Origin of the sequence: Paraburkholderia sp. CI3 (assembly GCF_050436505.1) — a bacterium.
Classification (GTDB): Bacteria; Pseudomonadota; Gammaproteobacteria; order Burkholderiales; family Burkholderiaceae; genus Paraburkholderia; species Paraburkholderia tuberum.
Map to the genome: position 1 here is coordinate 2676624 of NZ_JBNDMI010000004.1, position 16822 is coordinate 2693445.

At 65.0% G+C, this 16822-nt stretch carries 13 protein-coding genes; 6 read left to right on the plus strand and 7 right to left on the minus strand.

What is annotated here, in order from left to right; all coding sequences use genetic code 11:
- The first annotated feature begins 18 nt into the window (after window positions 1-18).
- Window positions 19-762, plus strand: coding sequence for a response regulator (locus OKW29_RS33820; RefSeq protein WP_184035709.1), 744 nt, complete (start codon window positions 19-21; stop codon window positions 760-762).
- Between the two features lie 94 nt (window positions 763-856).
- Here the strand turns inward: OKW29_RS33820 and OKW29_RS33825 are convergent, their stop codons facing one another.
- The 3 genes from OKW29_RS33825 to OKW29_RS33835 all read right to left on the minus strand — a co-directional run bounded on the left by OKW29_RS33825 (window position 857) and on the right by OKW29_RS33835 (window position 2525).
- Window positions 857-1528 carry a flagellar basal body L-ring protein FlgH gene (locus tag OKW29_RS33825; protein ID WP_429294040.1) on the minus strand — a complete coding sequence of 224 codons (672 nt, stop codon included), beginning with the start codon at window positions 1526-1528 and terminating at the stop codon, window positions 857-859.
- Between the two features lie 121 nt (window positions 1529-1649).
- A complete protein-coding gene (locus tag OKW29_RS33830; protein WP_429294041.1) occupies window positions 1650-2363 on the minus strand; it encodes a hypothetical protein in 714 nt (237 codons plus the stop codon).
- A gap of 3 nt (window positions 2364-2366) precedes the next feature.
- Window positions 2367-2525 (minus strand): DUF6726 family protein, encoded by a 159-nt coding sequence (locus tag OKW29_RS33835; protein WP_041734448.1) that lies wholly within the window; start codon window positions 2523-2525, stop codon window positions 2367-2369.
- A gap of 82 nt (window positions 2526-2607) precedes the next feature.
- Here OKW29_RS33835 and OKW29_RS33840 point away from each other — a divergent pair, with 82 nt between their 5' ends.
- The 3 genes from OKW29_RS33840 (at window position 2608) to OKW29_RS33850 (ending at window position 5208) form a co-directional block, all read left to right on the plus strand.
- Window positions 2608-3045: a hypothetical protein gene (locus OKW29_RS33840; RefSeq protein WP_429294042.1), complete on the plus strand. Its 438-nt coding sequence runs from the start codon at window positions 2608-2610 to the stop codon at window positions 3043-3045.
- 118 nt (window positions 3046-3163) lie between these two features.
- Window positions 3164-3904, plus strand: a complete 741-nt coding sequence (locus tag OKW29_RS33845) for a response regulator (RefSeq protein ID WP_176110122.1) — start codon at window positions 3164-3166, stop codon at window positions 3902-3904.
- Window positions 3901-5208, plus strand: a complete 1308-nt coding sequence (locus OKW29_RS33850) for an ATP-binding protein (protein ID WP_429294043.1) — start codon at window positions 3901-3903, stop codon at window positions 5206-5208. Before OKW29_RS33845 ends, OKW29_RS33850 begins: the two co-directional genes overlap by 4 nt.
- Window positions 5209-5400: 192 nt before the next feature.
- Here the strand turns inward: OKW29_RS33850 and OKW29_RS33855 are convergent, their stop codons facing one another.
- Entirely contained in the window at window positions 5401-6276 is an 876-nt protein-coding gene (locus OKW29_RS33855) for a tyrosine-protein phosphatase (protein ID WP_429294044.1), read from the minus strand.
- A gap of 354 nt (window positions 6277-6630) precedes the next feature.
- Here OKW29_RS33855 and OKW29_RS33860 point away from each other — a divergent pair, with 354 nt between their 5' ends.
- On the plus strand, window positions 6631-7890 hold the full coding sequence (locus OKW29_RS33860) for an MFS transporter (RefSeq protein WP_429294045.1): 1260 nt from the start codon (window positions 6631-6633) through the stop codon (window positions 7888-7890).
- Window positions 7891-7917: 27 nt separating this feature from the next.
- Window positions 7918-9183, plus strand: coding sequence for a D-amino acid dehydrogenase (locus OKW29_RS33865; RefSeq protein ID WP_429294046.1), 1266 nt, complete (start codon window positions 7918-7920; stop codon window positions 9181-9183).
- A gap of 197 nt (window positions 9184-9380) precedes the next feature.
- On the opposite strand, the gene OKW29_RS33870 is transcribed toward OKW29_RS33865, so the two are convergent.
- From OKW29_RS33870 to OKW29_RS33880, 3 genes are all read right to left on the minus strand, one after another.
- Entirely contained in the window at window positions 9381-10850 is a 1470-nt protein-coding gene (locus OKW29_RS33870; RefSeq protein WP_429294047.1) for a glutamate synthase subunit beta, read from the minus strand.
- A 104-nt stretch (window positions 10851-10954) separates the two neighbouring features.
- Window positions 10955-15658 (minus strand): glutamate synthase-related protein, encoded by a 4704-nt coding sequence (locus tag OKW29_RS33875; protein WP_429294048.1) that lies wholly within the window; start codon window positions 15656-15658, stop codon window positions 10955-10957.
- A gap of 352 nt (window positions 15659-16010) precedes the next feature.
- Complete coding sequence (locus OKW29_RS33880; RefSeq protein WP_013090727.1) at window positions 16011-16718, minus strand: transposase; 708 nt, start codon at window positions 16716-16718, stop codon at window positions 16011-16013.
- Window positions 16719-16822: the final 104 nt, after the last annotated feature.

Below are 16822 nucleotides of genomic sequence, written 5' to 3' on the forward strand. Positions count from 1 at the left end.
ATCACTAAGATGACCTGAATGAACCAGACCATCCTGATCGTCGATGACGATCCCGTCGTACGCGAGCTCGTCAGCGAATATCTGCACGGCCGCGGCTTCAAGGTCGCCACGCTGGAAAATGGCTTGGCGTTGCAGCGCAGATTGCAGCAGGAGCGTCCCGCGCTCGTCGTGCTCGACATCATGATGCCGGAGCTCGACGGCATCAGCGCGCTGCGCGCCTTGCGTGTCGCCGGCGACGACATTCCCGTGATCCTGCTGACCGCGCGCGCCGATCCGATCGATCGCGTGATCGGCCTCGAACTCGGCGCCGACGACTATCTCGGCAAGCCTTTCGAACCGAGCGAGCTCGTCGCGCGGATTCGCACCGTGCTGCGGCGTCGCGGCTCGATCGCGCCGGGCGCGCCCGAACAGCGCGCGCCCTATCATTTCGGCCGCTTCGAAGTGAACTTCCCCGCGCGCGAACTGCGCCGCGACGGCGAACGCATCACGCTGCGTTCGAGCGAATTCGCGATGCTGAAGGTGTTCGTCACGCATGCGATGACCGTGCTCACGCGTGCGCAGCTGCTCGAAAAACTGCACGGCAATAGCGAAGCGCATCGCAACCGCAGTCTCGACGTTTCGATCTGGCGCTTGCGTCGATTGATCGAAGTGGACCCGTCGGAACCGCGCTACGTGCAGACGGTGTGGGGACGCGGCTACGTGTTCGTGCCGGACGGCGAGATCGGCGCGGCCGAACGCGGACTTGCGCCGCCGCTCGGTTAGCGGCGCCTGATGGCCGAAGCCGGTTGATGCGGCCCACGCGTCGCACGTAACGCGCAGCGCGGTGTCGCGCGCACCGCGCTCACCCGGCTGACGGTCAAAACGTCAGCACACTCAGAAACATCCTCTGCAGCCAGCCCATCGTCGTCGCATCGTTGACCATGCCGAGGCCCGCCTGCTCGATGCGCGCATTTGGGACCTTGCTCGACGCGACGTAATTGCCTGCTTCGATGTCCTTGGGATTGACGATGCCCGAGAGTCGAAGACGGTCGCGGGTCCCGCTCATCGCGATCACCTTCTCGCCTGACACGACGAGATTGCCGCCCGACACCGTGCCGATCACGGTGACGGCTAGCGTGCCCGTCATGTCGCTGATGTCGCTCAGATTGCCCTGCCCTTTGTAGTCGGTGCTGGCAGAGCCGATGTTGAACAGTTTGGCGAGTCGCGCGGCGGCATTCGTCGATTGATCCGCGGCAGTCGCGGAGATGCTGCTCGTGCGGTTCGCCGACGCGCTGGCGCTGTTGTTGCCGCTATACGATTCCGACAGCCGGATCGTCAGCACATCGCCGACGTGCTGCGCGCGCGGCGTCTCATACAGCAGCAGCGGCGCGCCGGCCTGATAGATCGCGCCTTGCGTGTTGACGTTCAACGGCGCGGACGCGAGCGGCGGCGCCATCGGCGTTTCGACGATCGACCTGGTCTGCGCGCTCGAACAGGCCGCGAGACAGCTCGCGGCGCCGAGCACGAGGGTGAGACGTAGCGCGGTCATGCTGGCTCCGTGGCGGAAAGGATGAAAGGAGTCGAAGTGAGGCGGCCTATCCGGACACCGCCCGGTTTCGGCGTTGGGATCGCACCGGTAATCAGGGTTGCCTGGTAATCGTCAGCCCGCGTCAGCCCGCGTCGGCGCCGCTCGCCTGCCATTGCCGCACGAGCGCTTTCATCCACGCATCCGAGCCCTTCAGCAGATACGTGAGCGTGCCGTTGCGGCTGCCGGGCAGAAAGCACAGCGTGATCGAACTCACCGCGTTCTCCCATACGTACATCGGCATCGCGCCCGGCGCCGCCGCGTTGCGCGTCGCGAGACGCGGCGGCCCGTAACGATCCTCGAGCGCGTCGCGCAGATCCTCCGCGGTCAGCTCGTCGATCACGAACGACATCTCGTAGAGACGCAGCGCGCCCTGCCCGTCGATGCGCGCGAAGCGCATCACGTGTTCGAGCGCCGGCGCACCATCGACCACGGCCTGCGACACCGCCCAGCGTTCATCATCGCGATGCCCCCAGCGGCACGCGACGCTCAGGCTATCGTGCGACTTCAGCCGCATGCCGAGCGCTCCGGCCTGCACGTCCGTCTCGCAGATCGGCACGCTGCCGACCGGCGTCGCGCGCACGGTCGAGCCCGCGCGGAATTCGTCAATCGTGATGCCGAGCGCGACGCCGCGAAACGAAAACGGCGCGTCCGGCGAGCGCCGCCGCGTGTCGGTGACGACGCTATTCGATGCCGCGATGGCCGCCTTCGCACTGCGCGCGACGAGCTGTGCATGCGCGGCGCACGACAGCACTCCGCCGAGCAGCATCAGTGCACCAACCATCCGGGTGAGCGTCATGATTCAATCGATCGCGGAAGCGCACATGTCGAACGGCGTCGCCGCCGCATGGCCGACGACCGGCAGCACTTTCAGGGTCGCCGCCGTGACCCGGCACGGCAGCGCAGCGGCGCCGCAGCCGCCGAGCGGCAACAGCAGCGCGCCGGCAACGAGCCACGCCACGGCGCGCCGCCGCTGCTCAGTAGTTCTGGATAACGGCACGCGAACCTCGCCGATTCACGCAGTCGTGTTGACCAGATGGCCGATGAGCCCCGTGCCCGGCGCAGGCAGTGCAGGCTGCCCGAGCCCGGCGCTCTGCTGCGATTTCGCCGCTGCGCCCGTGGAGCTTGAACTGGCGGACTTCTCCGTGGCCGGCTTATTCGCCAGCGAGGAGAAAGGCGTGGAACTGAGCGTATTGTGGATCGTCATGATGGACCTCGCGAAGGCGCGCATTGCGCACCGGTATCGGTTGAACGCCGCGCGCCGTCGTCCGAGGCAGCGGGCCTCGTTCAGCGTGCGGCGCGACCTGCTGCGGAACGAATCATCGCGCCGCGCGGGTGCCGACGATTGGCGAAGCAAAGCACGCTTTCGCGCGGTTGTTACGATCCGTTCCGTGGGCTTGCGAGAGCTTTCGAGTGCTTGCCAACTGTTGTCATCGCGTGCCTGTCGTCGCGCAGAGCCGGATCAGGCAGTGCTAAAGTAAGCGCTGCACCTTCGCTGATCCGCCCCGGCGCGAGCCCGCCAGCACCGAGCGGCGCATAGTAAGCGTTGGTAAGGAAATGCCCGGTCGCGCGTCGGGCGGCCCAGTCTAGAATTTCGCCATGAATCCACAGGTCCTTATCGTCGACGACGATCCGGTCGTACGCGATCTGCTTTGCAAGTTTCTGCAGTCGAACGGCTTCGATGCGTCCGTGCTGCATGACGGCACCCATTTGCAGCGTCGTCTCGAGCGTGAGCGGCCGTCGGTCGTCGTGCTCGACATCATGATGCCGAACACCGACGGCCTGCGCGCGCTCACCGCGTTGCGCGCCGCCGGCGACGACATCCCGGTGATCTTCGTGACCGCGCGCGGCACGGTGGCCGACCGCATCGTCGGCCTGTCGCTCGGCGCGGACGACTATCTGACCAAGCCGTTCGATCCGCGCGAACTGCTCGTGCGGATCCAGACCGTGTTGCGCCGGCGCGGGCCGTCCACCACGAGCGCGCCCGAAGCACGCAAGCGCTATCGCTTCGGTCCATTCGAACTGGACTTCGCCACGCGCTCGCTGACCCGCGACGACGCCAAGCTGCCGCTGCGCGACAGCGAATTCGCGCTGCTGAAGATCTTCGTCAACAATCCGTACAAGGTGCTGTCGCGCGTGCTGATTCACGATCTCGTGCATCGCGACAACCTCGCGTTCCGCGACCGTAGCCTCGACGTACCAATCTGGCGCCTGCGCCGCGTGATCGAAGACGACCCGTCGAACCCGTGCTACGTGCAAACGGTGCGCGGCAAGGGCTACGTGTTCGTGCCCGACGCCAACGGCACACCCTTCGAGGACGGGGCCGCCCCGAGCGCATGAGAAATCCGCTGAACACGCTGTTCGGCAGAATGGCGTTGCTGTCGGCTGCGGTGCTGTTCGCGATTCAGGCGAGCTGGTTCGTGCTGGTGACGATGCAGCCGCCGCGCCACGAAATCGACGGCTTCGCGCGCGGCATTCTGCTCGTGCTGCAGGCGATCAACGGCGAGCCGATCAAGGGCGCCGCGCTCGCGCCGGCGATGCGCGTGCATCTGGTGCCCACCTGGAACATGCCGACCAGCGTGCATCTGGGCGAGCCGCACGAGCATATGGTGGTCGAACTAAGCCGGCACCTGCGTGAGAACCTGCCGGCCGGCACGCAGATCGCCGTCGACGATCTGCGTCCGCCGCAACTGTGGGTGCTGGTCCCGGGCAAGTCGAACTGGGTCGTCGTGCCGGTCGACCTGCCGCCGCCGCCGCGCTTTCTGATCGAATCGGTGTCGATGCTGGTCGCCGGGCTGATCCTGTCGTTGTTCGCGGTGTGGCAGATGCAACGGCCGTTGTCGCGCGTGGCCGATGCGTCGCGCGCGTTCGGCTCGGGCGGCCGGCCCCAACCCGTGCCGGTGCAGGGCCCGCGCGAGCTGCGTGACCTGATCGGCTCATTCAATGACATGATGCGGCGCCTGAACGAAGCCGGCGACGACCAGGCGGTGATGCTCGCCGGCGTCGCGCACGATCTGAAGGCGCCGCTCACGCGCCTGAAGCTGCGCGCAAGCGTGCTGGTCGACGAAAACGAGCGCGCGGGCCTGATCCGCGACGTCGATTCCCTGACCAACATCGTCCAGCAGTTCCTCGAATTCGCGGGCCAATCGGCGGACGCCGGACCGCCCGTCGAAGTCGACGAGTTCTTGCGCGAGCAGTTTTCCTCGGGCGATTACGCGGAGGCCGCTGAAACCGCCGAAGCGGCGGACCCCGCCGAAACCCCGCTGTTCGCGCTCGATCTGCGCGCCGGCCCCTCGTTCACGCTGCCGCGCACGCTGCTCGACCGGCTCGTGACGAACCTCGTCGACAACGCGCTCGAACACGGCATACCGCCGGTGGAAATCTCGACCGCGTGCAACGACCGTCATTGGACGATCAGCGTGCGCGACCACGGCGCCGGCATTCCCGACGACCGCATTGCCGCGGCGATGAAGCCGTTCGTGCGGCTCGACGCCGCGCGCGGCGGCGAAGGCCATTGCGGGCTCGGTCTCGCGATCGTCGCGCGGCTCGCGCACGATCGCGGTGGACGCTGCCTCGTGCGAAATCACGCGCAGGGTGGGCTCGAAGTACGGATCGAATTGCCGGTGGACCCGGCGCTGTCGTAAGGATGCTCGCAGGCAAACGCGGCGCGCACCGGACACTTACCTGCCCTTACCGCATCGACTGTTGCGTGGGGTGCGGCCTTATAGTCACCCCCGGCAACCTTGATGCAGCCCTTCCCGGTCCGCCCGCACCTCTGCGGCGGACTTTTTTTTTGCGCTGTAAGGAAGGCCACCAAAGCGCGCCAGCGAAGCGCGTCAATGCACGAGCCGATTGCGCAGCGCGTCGACCGTCGCCGTGGAAAGACCGAGGCCTTGCGTCAGGTAGCTCGCCATCGTGCCGTAGCTCGCCTGCACCTGGTCGAAGCCCGCCTGCAGATAGTTCTCGTCGACGTCGAGCAACGGCGCTCTCGCCGTCGCGATGGCCGCGCCTTCCTGCGCGCGCAGCGTGGTGGTTTGCGCGGCGATCGATGGCGCGAGATAGACGTTGCTGAGCAGGTAGTCCTGCATGATCACGTCGAGCGGAACGTTGGCGATGCTGAGCAGCAGCGCCGCGACCCAGCCCGCGCGATCCTTGCCCGCGTTCGAGTGGAATAGCTGCGCGCCCGTGCCGTCGGCGAGCGCGCCGAGCAGCGCGCCATAGGTGGCTCGCTGCGGGCCGCCCGTCACATATGCGCGCGCCTGCGCCTGCATGAACGCGACGGCGTCGACGGGAGAATCGACCGGGGGCGCGACGAAGTCGTTCGTGCCGAGCACGTTCAGCGTCGAGGATGTCGCGCCGCTCGGCAGCACGTCGGCGGTGCGCGCGATTTCGGCGGGCGTGCGCAGGTCGTAGACCGACACGATACCGAGCTTGTCGAGCGTCGCCGTGTCGGTGCCGCTCAGCGTCAGCGCGTTCGCGCGATAGAACACGCCGCGCCGCATCTGTTTGCCGTCGACGGTCAGATAGCCGGCACCCGCGCCGCCGACATCGCGGAAGTTGCTGACCGACACGAGCCGCGGCGTAGCCGGCTGATCGGCTTCGAGACTACCGCCGCAGGCGGACAGCAGGGTGCTGCCGAAACCCGCGGCCAGCATCGCACCGGCCGAGCCCCTCAGAAAGCGTCGCCGCGCCGCCGACGCTTCGCCGGGCATGCCGCGCTCCACGGGCACGGTCGTGCTCGCAAAGGCGCGGAAAGGCGAACGGTTTTTCGCGGTAACGGACATCGGGGGCGACAGGTGTATAGGAGGATTGCGTGGGGCAGCCGGGGCTGCAGACGCAGTTTAACGTTGACCAGGAAGTTTTGCGTTACATCGTAGGGGTTAGTAAGAAAAAAGAGGGACGGTTGGCCCACTGATTTCCGTTCCCTTGCGGTGCCTTATCGGTCGTTACCGCGCGCACGCCCTTTTTGACCCCAACTGGCCTCACGACGCCGCATCCCCGTAGAATACGGACACCCTCCCATCCGGCCCCCGCAGGCACAAGAAACCTGGAGACCACAACAAAACATGTCTTCTCTCCAATGGTTCACCGAGCTGACCCCGCGCGAGCGTCGCACGCTATTCGCCGGTTTCGGCGGATACGCGATCGACGCGTTCGACTTCATGATCTACTCGTTCCTCATTCCGACGCTGATCGCGACGTGGGGCATGAGCAGAAGCGAAGCAGGCATGATCGCCACCAGCTCGCTGATTTCGTCGGCGATCGGCGGCTGGCTCGCCGGCATTCTTGCCGATCGCCACGGCCGCATCCGTGTATTGCAATGGACGATCGCCACCTTCGCGATCTTCACGTTCCTGTCTGGCTTCACGCAGTCGTTTTGGCAGTTGCTCGCCACGCGTACGCTGCAGGGCATCGGCTTCGGCGGTGAGTGGTCGGTCGTGACGATCATGATGGCCGAGACGATCCGCTCGCCACAGCATCGCGCAAAGGCGGTCGGCACCGTGCAGAGCAGCTGGTCGTTCGGCTGGGCGGCCGCGGCGATCGTCTACTGGGCGGCGTTCGCGCTGCTGCCGGAACAGTACGCGTGGCGCGCGTGCTTCTGGGTTGGCCTGCTGCCCGCCGCATGGATCATCTATATCCGCCGCAACGTCAGCGACCCCGACATCTTTGTCGCGACGCGTCGCGCGCGCGAAAGCGGCATCAACACGTCGCACTTCATGCAGATCTTCTCGGCCGAGCATCTGAAGACAACTGTGCTCGGCAGCGCGCTGTGCACCGGCATGCTCGGCGGCTACTACGCGATCACGACGTGGCTGCCCACCTATCTGAAGACGGAGCGCCATCTGTCGGTGTTCAATACGAGCGGCTATCTGATCGTGCTGATCGTCGGTTCGTTCGCCGGCTATATCGTCGGCGCGATTCTGTGCGACAGGATCGGCCGGCGCGCGTCGTTCGTGCTGTTCGCGGTCGGCTCGTTCGTGCTCGGCATGGTCTACACGATGCTGCCGATCACCGACACGATGATGCTCGCACTCGGCTTCCCGCTCGGCATCGTCGTGCAGGGGATTTTCGCGGGCATCGGCGCGTATCTGTCGGAGCTGTATCCGAACGAAATCCGCGGCTCGGGGCAAGGCTTCTGCTACAACCTCGGGCGCGGGCTCGGCTCGTTCTTTCCGATACTCGTCGGCACCTTCGCGCAGACGATGACGCTCGTGAAGGCGATGGGCATCGTCGCGGGCTCGGGGTATCTGCTCGTGATCGTCGCCGCGTTGTGCCTGCCGGAAACGAAGGGCAAGGTGCTAGGGGCGGCCGGCTCCGCCGCTTGAGATCGTCTGACACCGCAGTTCCCAATCATGAAAACGATCGTACTCGGCGGCGGCGTCATCGGCGTCGCCACTGCTTTTTATCTGTGCCAGCAAGGCTGCGACGTGACGGTGATCGAGCGCGAACCCGACGTCGCCCTGTCCACGAGTTTCGGCAACGCCGGCGTGATCGCGCCGGGCTACGTGACGCCATGGGCCGCGCCCGGCATGCCAGCGAAAATCCTCAAGTACCTGTTCAAGCCGGCCTCGCCGCTGATCTTCCGGCCGACGCTCGATCCGGCCCAATGGCGCTGGATCGCGCGCTGGCTGCGCGAGTGCGACCTCGACCGCTTTCGCGTGAACAAGCAGCGTATGCAGCGCATCGCGTACTACAGCCGCGCTTGCCTGCACGAATTCCGCGGCCGTCATCCGTTCGACTACGGCCGCAGCCAGGGCTATCTGCAACTGTTTCGCAGCGAGTACGACGTCGAACTCGCGCAGCCGGCGCTCGCGGTGCTGCGCGATGGGGGCATCGTGCATCGGGAAGTCAGCGCCGCGCAGTGCGCGGAGATCGAGCCGGGTCTGCACTGGGCGCGTCAGGCGCCGTTCTCGGGTCTCTATCTGCCCGACGACGAAGCCGGCGACTGCGCGCGCTTCACCCGCGAACTGCGCGCGATCTGTGAACGCAATGGCGTGAGCTTTCGCTTCGACACGCGCGTCACGTCGCTCGATGTCGAGGGAGCGACGGTGCGCGGCGTGCATATTCAAAGCGAGCAGGGCGCGCAGACGCTGCCGGCCGACGCGGTGGTCGTCGCGCTCGGCGTCGATAGCGCGGCGTTGCTCGCGCCGCTCGGCGTGAAGGTGCCGCTCTATCCGGTGAAGGGCTATTCGGCCACGCTGCCTGTGACCGACGAGGAAAAAGCGCCACGGGCGGCACTGATGGACGAATCGCTGAAGACGGCGATCACGCGCTTCGGCAACCACCTGCGCATCGCGGGTACGGCGGAGCTCGGCAATCGCCAGACGACGTTGCGTGAGCAGGCGCTGCAAACGCTGCTCACGGTGCTGCGCGACTGGTTTCCGCACGCGGCCAATCCGACTTCCGCGCACTTCTGGGTCGGCCGCCGGCCGATGACGCCCGATGGCGCGCCGCTGCTCGGCCCGTGCAACATCGACAACTTATGGCTGAACCTCGGGCACGGCTCGACGGGCTGGGCGATGTCGATGGGCTCGGCGCGCGTGGTCGCGGATCTGATCGCGCAGCGCAAACCGGAGATCGATCTCGACGGACTGACGCTCGCGCGCTATCGCCAATGAGGCGGACATAACGCACCGCGACGAGGCAAAAGAAAACCGGGCTCCCCCTTTCAGGCGAGCCCGGTTTCTTTTTTACTGCATTGCTTTCCCGCTACAGGTGCCCTTCATGGGGCGCCTTGTCGTCTCCACGTCTTCCTGCAAATCGTGGCCGGCGCGCGCGGCATGGAACTCCAGGCACGCACACCGGCTGAAGACGCTTAACGCGGCAGTTCCGAATGCCCCATCAGGAACGCATCGACCGAACGTGCGCACTGACGGCCTTCGCGAATCGCCCACACCACGAGCGACTGGCCACGGCGCATGTCGCCTGCCGTGAACACCTTGTTCACCGACGTGTAGTACGCCTTGTCGCCCTCGGTCGTGGCGCGCACGTTGCCGCGCGCATCCTTGTCGACGCCGAACGCTTCGAGCACCGGCGACACCGGCTGCGTGAAGCCCATCGCGAGCAGCACGAAGTCGGCCTTCATTTCGAATTCGGAGTTCGGCACTTCGACCATCTTGCCGTCCTTCCATTCGACGCGCGCGGCGATCAGCTTCTCGACCTTGCCGTTCTTGCCTTCGAGACGCTTGGTCGCGACCGCCCAGTCGCGCTCGCAGCCTTCCTCATGCGACGACGACGTGCGCAGCTTGATCGGCCAGTACGGCCATACGAGCGGCTTGTTCTCTTCTTCCGGCGGCTGCGGCAGCAGTTCGAACTGCGTGACGCTCTTCGCGCCGTGACGGTTCGACGTGCCCACGCAGTCGGAACCGGTATCGCCGCCGCCGATCACGACGACGTGCTTGCCCTTCGCGACGAGCTGGTTCGGCACTTTGTCGCCGGCGTTGACCTTGTTCTGCTGCGGCAGGAATTCCATCGCGTAATACACGCCTTCGAGCTCGCGGCCCGGCACCGGCAGATCGCGCGGCGTTTCGGAACCACCGGCGATCACGACCGCGTCGAACTGTTCGTTCAGTTCGGCCGGCGTGATGGTTTCCTTCGCCGTGTTGCCGATGTGCGCCGGCAGCGAGTCCGGCTTGCCGATGAACACGTTGGTGCGGAACGTCACGCCTTCGCCTTCCATCTGGCGCATGCGGCGGTCGATCTGCCACTTCTCCAGTTTGAAGTCGGGGATGCCATAACGCAGCAGGCCGCCGATCCGGTCGTTCTTCTCGAACACGGTCACGTCATGACCGGCGCGCGCGAGCTGCTGCGCGGCCGCGAGACCCGCGGGGCCCGAGCCGACCACGGCGACCTTCTTGCCGGTCTTGTGCTTCGGCGTTTGCGGCGCGACCCAGCCTTCGGTCCAGGCTTTGTCGATGATCGCGTGCTCGATCGACTTGATGCCGACCGGGTCGTCGTTGATACCGAGCGTGCACGCAGCTTCGCACGGTGCCGGGCAGATGCGGCCCGTGAACTCGGGGAAGTTGTTGGTCGAATGCAGCACTTCGATCGCGTTCTTCCAGTCCTGACGGAACACCAGGTCGTTGAAGTCCGGGATGATGTTGTTGACCGGGCAGCCGCTGTTGCAGAACGGAATGCCGCAGTCCATGCAACGCGCGCCTTGAATCTTCGCTTCGTCGTCGGTCAGTGCCGCGACGAATTCCTTGTAGTGCTTCACACGCGTGAGCGGAGCCTCGTACGTCTCGTGGCGACGTTCGAACTCGAGAAAACCGGTTGCCTTGCCCATGTGGTTCTCTTCTCTATCTGTATCTAGGGGTGATCTGGACCCGCCGCGCGTCGATTGGTCGGAACGCGGCGGGTACGTCTAAAGTTGACTTCCGTGAAGGCAGCTCAGGCGGCGAGCACTTCGCTGTTCGCCTTCTTCGCGGCGAGTTCGCCGAGCGCGCGCTTGTATTCGGTCGGGAACACCTTCACGAACTGACGGCGTGCCGCGTCCCAGTTTTCGAGCAGCGCCTTCGCGCGCGGAGAGCCCGTGAACTGGAAGTGACGCTCGATGAGCCCCTTGAGCAGCGCTTCGTCGGTCGCGCCGCGATGCCACACGCCCTGATCGACCGTGCGCTCCTGTTCGGCCTGTTGCAGCACCGGTTCGAGCGCGACCATCGACTTGTTGCACTTGCCCGCGAACATGCCGTCCGGATCGAACACGTACGCGATGCCGCCCGACATACCGGCCGCGAAATTACGGCCCGTCTCGCCGAGCACGACCACCGTGCCGCCCGTCATGTATTCGCAACCGTGGTCGCCCGTGCCTTCGACGACCGCCGTTGCGCCCGAGTTACGCACGCAGAATCGCTCGCCGGCCACGCCGCGGAAGAAGGCTTCGCCTTCGATCGCGCCGTACATCACCGTGTTGCCGCAGATGATGTTCTCTTCCGACTTGCCGCGGAAATCGTTGGTCGGACGGATGATGATGCGGCCGCCCGACAGGCCCTTGCCCACGTAGTCGTTGCCGTCGCCGACCAGATCCAGCGTGATGCCCTTCGCGAGGAACGCGCCGAAGCTCTGACCCGCGGTGCCCTTCAACTGGATGTGGATCGCGTCGTCCGCGAGACCTTCGTGGCCGTACTTCTTCGCGATCGTGCCCGACAGCATCGCGCCGACCGTGCGGTTCACGTTGCGCACCGGCTGGATGAACGACACGTGCTCGCCCTTCTCGATCGCGGCCTTCGCCTTCTCGATCAGCGTGTGATCGAGTGCGCGGTCGAGGCCGTGATCCTGCACGTCGACGTGCTTGCGCGCGACTTCCGCCGGCACTTGCGGCTGATAGAACACGCGCGAGAAGTCGAGGCCCTTCGCCTTCCAGTGCTCGATACCCTTCTTCGTGTCGAGCAGTTCCGCGCGACCGATCAGGTCGTCGAACTTGCGGATACCGAGTTGCGCCATGATTTCGCGCGCCTCTTCCGCAATGAAGAAGAAGAAGTTCACGACGTGTTCCGGCTGGCCCTGGAACTTCGCGCGCAGCACCGGATCTTGCGTCGCGACGCCGACGGGGCACGTGTTTAGATGGCACTTGCGCATCATGATGCAGCCTTCGACGACGAGCGGCGCCGTCGCGAAGCCGAACTCGTCAGCGCCGAGCAGCGCGCCGATCACGACGTCGCGGCCGGTCTTCATCTGACCGTCGGCCTGCACGCGGATACGGCCGCGCAGTTGGTTCAGCACCAGCGTCTGCTGCGTTTCGGCGAGACCCAGTTCCCACGGCGTGCCCGCATGCTTGATCGACGACAGCGGCGATGCACCCGTGCCGCCGTCATGACCGGCGATCACGACGTGGTCGGCCTTCGCCTTCGCGACACCCGCGGCAACCGTACCGACGCCCGACTCCGACACGAGCTTCACCGAGATGCTCGACGACGCGTTCACGTTCTTCAGATCGTGAATCAGCTGCGCCAGATCTTCGATCGAGTAGATGTCGTGGTGCGGCGGCGGCGAAATCAGGCCGACGCCCGGCACCGAGTAACGCAGCTTGCCGATGTAGTCCGACACCTTGTGACCCGGCAGCTGACCACCTTCGCCCGGCTTCGCGCCCTGCGCCATCTTGATCTGGATCTGGTCGGCCGACGCGAGGTACTCCGCCGTCACGCCGAAGCGGCCCGACGCGACCTGCTTGATGCGCGAGCGCAGCGAATCGCCTTCCTTCAACGGAATGTCGACGACCACTTCGTCGCCGATCACGGACTTCATCGTATCGCCGTTCTTGATCGGAATGCCGCGCAGTTCGTTGCGATAACGGTTCGCGTCTTCACCGCCTTCACCGGTGTTCGACTTGCCGCCGATGCGGTTCATCGCGACGGCGAGCGTGGCGTGCGCTTCGGTGCTGATCGAGCCCATCGACATTGCGCCGGTCGCGAAACGCTTGACGATTTCCTTCGCCGGTTCGACTTCGTCGAGCGGGATCGCCTTGGTCGGATCGAACTTGAACTCGAACAGGCCGCGGAAGGTCATGTGGCGCTTGGTCTGATCGTTGATCAGATGCGCGTATTCCTTGTACGTCTGGTACGAGTTGCTGCGCGCCGAGTGCTGCAGCTTGGCGATCGCATCCGGCGTCCACATGTGTTCTTCGCCGCGCACGCGGTACGCGTACTCGCCGCCCGCGTCGAGCATGTTCGCGAGGACCGGGTTGTCGCCGAATGCTTCGCGATGCAAACGGATCGCTTCTTCCGCGACGTCGAACAGACCAATGCCGCCGACTTTCGACGACGTGCCGTGGAAGTACTTCGACACCAGATCCGCGGCAAGACCGACCGCTTCGAAAATCTGCGCGCCGGTGTACGACATGTAGGTCGAAATACCCATCTTCGACATGACCTTCTGCAGGCCCTTGCCGACTGCCTTCGTGAAGTTGTAGACCGCCTTCTCCGCCGACAGGTCGCCCTTCAGGCCGGCCGCGAGCTGGCTCAGCGTTTCCATCGCGAGGTACGGGTGCACGGCTTCCGCGCCATAGCCCGCGAGCAGCGCGAAGTGGTGCGTTTCACGCGCCGAACCGGTTTCGACGACGAGACCCGTACTCGTGCGCAGACCCTGCTGCACGAGGTGCGTGTGGATCGCGGCCGTAGCGAGCAGCGCCGGAATCGCGACGTTGTCGCGGTCGGTCTTGCGGTCCGACACGATCAGCATGTTGTAGCCGGACTTGACCGCATCGACGGCTTCCGCGCACAGCGACGCAAGGCGTGCCTCGATGCCTTCCTTGCCCCAGGCGACCGGATAGCAGATGTTCAGTTCGTACGAGCTGAACTTGCCGCCCGTGTACTGATCGATCGCGCGGATCTTCGCGATGTCCTTGAAGTCGAGCACCGGCTGCGACACTTCGAGACGCATCGGCGGGTTGATATTGTTCGTGTCGAGCAGGTTCGGCTTCGGGCCGATGAACGACACGAGCGACATCACCATGTTTTCACGGATCGGGTCGATCGGCGGGTTCGTGACCTGCGCGAACAGCTGCTTGAAGTAGTGATAGAGCGTCTTGTTCTTGTTGGACATGACCGCGAGCGGCGAGTCGTTGCCCATCGAGCCGACGGCTTCCTCGCCCGCTTGCGCCATCGGCGCCATCAGGAACTTCAGGTCTTCCTGGGTGTAGCCGAACGCCTGCTGGCGATCCAGCAGCGCAGCAGCTTCGCGGCGTTCCGTCACGACGTCTTCGGCCTTCGCCTCGATCTCGTCGAGCTTGATGCGCACGGCGTCGATCCAGCTCTTGTACGGCTTGGCGTTCGCGAGGTTGTCCTTCAGTTCCTTGTCGTCGATGATGCGGCCGTGCTCCATGTCGATCAGGAACATCTTGCCCGGCTGCAGACGCCACTTCTTGACGATTTTCGACTCGGAAATAGGCAACGTGCCGGCTTCCGACGCCATGATGACGAGGTCGTCGTCGGTGACGATGTAGCGCGCCGGGCGCAGACCGTTACGGTCGAGCGTCGCGCCGATCTGGCGGCCGTCGGTGAACGCGATGGCGGCGGGGCCGTCCCACGGCTCCATCATGGCGGCGTGGTATTCGTAGAACGCGCGGCGATTTTCGTCCATCAGCGTGTGCTGTTCCCAGGCTTCCGGAATCATCATCATCATCGCGTGGACGAGCGGGTAGCCGGCCATCACCAGCAGTTCGAGACAGTTGTCGAACGATGCCGTATCCGATTGGCCCGGATAGATCAGCGGCCACAGCTTCGGCAGATCGTCGCCGAGTACGTGCGAGGCGATCGCGCCGGTACGCGCGTTCAGCCAGTTGACGTTGCCCTTCACCGTGTTGATTTCGCCGTTGTGGGCGATCATGCGGTACGGGTGAGCCAGTTCCCACGCCGGGAACGTATTGGTCGAGAAGCGCTGGTGCACGAGTGCGAGCGCCGAGATGGTGCGGTCGTCCTGCAGGTCGCGGTAGTACACGCCGACCTGGCCCGCCAGCAGCAGACCCTTGTAGACGACCGTGCGCGCCGACATCGACGGCACGAAGTATTCCTTGCCGTGCTTGAGCTTCAGCGCCTGGATGCGATGGCTCGCGGTCTTGCGGATGATGTACAGCTTCCGCTCGAGCGCGTCGGTCACCATGATGTCCTTGCCGCGGCCGATAAAGATCTGGCGGATGAGCGGCTCGCTCGCCTTCACGGTCGGCGAGATCGGCATGGCGTGGTCGACCGGCACGTCGCGCCAGCCGAGCACGACCTGACCCTCGGCCTTCACCGTGCGCTCGAGCTCCTGTTCGCAGGCGATGCGCGACGCGTGCTCCTTCGGCAGGAAAATCATGCCGACGCCGTATTCGCCAGCCGGCGGCAGCGTCACGCCCTGCCGGGCCATCTCTTCGCGATAGAAGCCGTCCGGAATCTGGATCAGGATGCCCGCGCCGTCGCCCATCAGCGGATCGGCGCCGACGGCGCCCCGGTGATCGAGGTTCTCGAGAATCTTCAGGCCCTGCTGGATGATTTCGTGACTCTTGTGGCCCTTGATATGGGCGACGAAGCCGACGCCGCAGGCATCATGCTCGTTTTGCGGGTCGTACAGACCTTGGGCGGCGGGAACCGGGTGAATCGGTTGCTGGTGATCATTCATGGGGACACCGTCTGTGAGGAGGCCGGACAGGCCGTTAAACCATTGTGCTTTTGCCGCAGTGCGCTTCGCGACCACGACGGCGCTCTTCTCGCAGCAAGACTGCGCGGGACGAAAAGCGTCGGAAATCGGAATATACGCGACGAATCAAGGAAATAGCAAATAAAACCTAATGATCAGCCCCCGATTATCAAATTGGTGCAGTGCGATTATTTTTTATTGGTGCCACATCAACTTGGGGCAAAAGAAAACGGCATCCGACGTGCCGTCTTCATGCAGTCCCTTGATGCAAAACACTTTAATCGGATTTAAAGCGGCTCTATCGGCGCCGCCGGGGTATCGCCCTGCCGCCGCCTCACTGCGTATGCGGCGTCTCGCGCACCTTGCGTGGCCGGCCACGCGGTAGGGGTGACACACGTCGGTTGGCGGCGCGCGCCGCCCATTCGCGGTACGTGTCGCTGCCGAGCACCCAGCCCTTCAACGTGGCTTGCTGGAGCTGGCTTGCCTCGCGCTCGTCGAGCGGCTGCTCGCACAGTTCGCGATAAGCACGCTGTCGCTCGAACGGCGTATTGCCGAGCGACCAGTAAAGGGGGTGATCCGTGATCAGACTGTCGAGGGTGAGGCCGATGTGATGACGGTAGCTCGACCAGCGATAATCCTCGGCCGCGTTGACCAGTTGCAAGCGCACCGGACACATTTCCACGACCCGGCTCGCAAGCAGGAAGTAGCGCTCACCCTCGATCACGGTGGCCCGGTAACGGCCTTCCCACAAGGTGCCGCGACGCGCATAGCGCCGGTTGAAGTGCGCGACATAGCGCCGCCCGACGGCCTGCATCGCCTTGGGCAGGCTCGACTCCTCGGTGGGCGTGACGAGCAGTTGCACGGCGCCCGGCATCAAGGCGTAAGCGTGGATCGAAAGGTGATGGTCCCGGGAGGCCGCCTTCAGACAGTCGATGAAAAGCTCGTAGTCCTGGTCGTCGACGAAGGCGGGCTGCTGGTCGAGCCCGCGCAGGATGACGTGCTGCGGCTGGTCGGGGACATAAAGACGTGCAAGCCGTGCCATGCTGGAGTGTCCAATAGTCGCGTTGGTATATACCCGAAGGTCCGAAGAGCCGCATGGGCGCAAGGTTCGGCGCCATGCGGCCAAGCCAGAAACCACGCGGAGCT